The organism is Roseicyclus sp. (assembly GCF_052168335.1).
In the GTDB taxonomy this organism is placed as follows: Bacteria; Pseudomonadota; Alphaproteobacteria; order Rhodobacterales; family Rhodobacteraceae; genus Roseibacterium.
In genome coordinates this window covers 1-1,364 of sequence record NZ_JBQLZP010000150.1, presented here as the reverse complement: position 1 = coordinate 1,364, position 1,364 = coordinate 1, and the positions used below count along the sequence as shown (strand labels likewise).

Sequence of the window (1,364 nt, the reverse complement as noted above, 5' to 3'; positions counted from 1 at the left end):
CCTCCCACCGGTCGAGGCCCGTGGACGCGGTGAGAAGCCCCGCGACATGCGCGATCCGCCGATGCCCGCCCGCCATCAGGAACTCCGCCACGAGGCGCCCGCCCGCGCGGTTGGCCGAGGTCACGCTCGAGAGCCCCGAGCCCGGCAGCCCCCGGTTGAACAGCACGACCGGCAGCCCCGCCGCCCGGCAGCGCGCCACCAGCCGGTCCGACAGATGGACCGAGGCCGTGATCAGCCCGTCCACCTGGTAGTCCATCAACTCGCCCACGATGCGCTCCACGTCCGCCTCGCCCTCGGGGCCCGCGTGGAAGACCAGGATGTGGTAGCCCCGCGCCTCGAGCGCCGCAGACAGCGCCTCGAGCGCGGCGGGATAGAACGGGTTCTCGAGGTAGCCCGCGACGAGGCCCACGATCCGCGTCCGCCCGGTGATGAGCGAGCGCGCCAGCGCGTTCGGGCGGTAGCCCAGCTCCTCGGCGGCGCGGCGCACCCGCTCGGCGGTGCTGCGCGAGACGCTCGCCCCCGGCGTGAAGACCCGGCTGACCGCGCTCTGGCTGACGCCCGCGCGGCGCGCCACGTCGGTCGCCGTCACCCGCGCCATCAGCCCGCCGTCCAGCCGCCGTCCACCATCAGCGCGGTCCCCGTCACCAGCGCCGAGGCGTCGGAGGCGAGGAACACGACCGCGCCCATGATGTCCTCGACGCGACCCACCCGGCCGAGCTTGATCTTGCCCTCGATCCAGGCGCGCTTCTCCGGGTCGGCGAATGTGGCCTCGGTCAGGGGGGTGCGGATGAAGGTCGGGCAGAGCGTGTTGACGCGGATGCCGCGCGGCCCCCACTCGATCGCCATGGCCTTGGTCATGCCCTCGACCGCGTGCTTCGAGGCGCAGTAGACCGCGCGGTCGATGCCGCCCACATGGCCCATCTGGCTGGAGACCTGGACGATGGAGCCGGGCCCCGTCATCCGCCGCGCCACCTCCTGCGCCAGCACGTAGGCGGCCTTCACGTTGAGCGCCATGACGGCGTCGTAGTCGGCCTCGACCGTCGCGAGCGCCGGCGTGTGCCGCGCCATCCCGGCCGAGTTCACCAGCACGTCGAGCGCGCCGACGCCGTCGAGCGCGGCCTCGACCGCCGCCCGGTCGGTGACGTCGAGGACGAGCGCCTCGGCGGAGAGGCCCGCCGCCTGCATTTCCCCGACGGCGGACAGAAGCTCCGCTTCCCCCCGCGCGGCGACGACGACATGCGCCCCCGCCTCGGCCAGCGCCACCGCGCAGCCGAGGCCGATCCCGCGCGAGCCGCCGGTCACCAGCGCGCGGCGCCCGTCCAGCCGGAAGGATGGGGTTCTCGGCAGGCTCATCTCGGCAGACC

Annotated in this window: 2 protein-coding genes; both read right to left on the bottom strand. The window is 74.4% G+C overall.

The window, feature by feature from the left end:
• Window positions 1-598, bottom strand: a 598-nt coding sequence (locus ACTS11_RS04620) for a LacI family DNA-binding transcriptional regulator (protein ID WP_442639170.1), incomplete at its 3' end; no start/stop codon positions are given.
• On the bottom strand, window positions 598-1,353 hold the full coding sequence (locus ACTS11_RS04615; RefSeq protein WP_442639171.1) for an SDR family NAD(P)-dependent oxidoreductase: 756 nt from the start codon (window positions 1,351-1,353) through the stop codon (window positions 598-600). The genes ACTS11_RS04615 and ACTS11_RS04620, both read right to left, overlap by 1 nt.
• Between the last annotated feature and the right edge of the window lie 11 nt (window positions 1,354-1,364).